The sequence below is a fragment of the Ruegeria sp. SCP11 genome, assembly GCF_040329455.1.
Taxonomy (GTDB): Bacteria; Pseudomonadota; Alphaproteobacteria; order Rhodobacterales; family Rhodobacteraceae; genus Ruegeria; species Ruegeria atlantica_E.
This window is the reverse complement of sequence record NZ_JBDZYG010000058.1, coordinates 1-397: the sequence shown is the minus strand read 5'-3', so window position 1 is coordinate 397 and position 397 is coordinate 1. Positions and strand designations below refer to the sequence as shown.

Genomic DNA, 397 nt, shown 5'->3' with positions numbered 1-397 from the left:
CCCGGTGGCATCGACTGTGTCGCTGCCCGCCCCCCCTCTGATCTGAAAAGCGGTCGCCTTCGAGTTGACCGTGAAGGTCGTTCCCGTTGCGTTTCCACTTTCAACGGTAAAATTCTGAACCGACTTGCCCGTCAAATCCAGCGACGTATCGTTGGTGAGCAGCCGATTGCCAGGATTGCTTCTGATTGTCGTGAAATCGGCAAGTGACGTGTCATCTACAACCAGCGTCGAATTACTCGTAAAGCTATAGAGCCGCTCGACATTACTGAGAGAAACAGATGTCAGGTCGAAGGTTGCTGAGCTCTGGAAGAATCTGAGCCTATCGTTAGAGCCGCCGCCTCCATCGAAACTTGTCACGCCGCTCCAAGCGGAAGTCGAGTAGACATAGAGCCTGTCC

The 397-nt window shown here is 53.9% G+C and carries 1 protein-coding gene; it reads right to left on the bottom strand.

What is annotated here, in order from left to right; all coding sequences use genetic code 11:
- Window positions 1–397: hypothetical protein (locus ABLN94_RS24610; RefSeq protein ID WP_352997353.1), on the bottom strand; the 397-nt coding region annotated here is incomplete at both ends.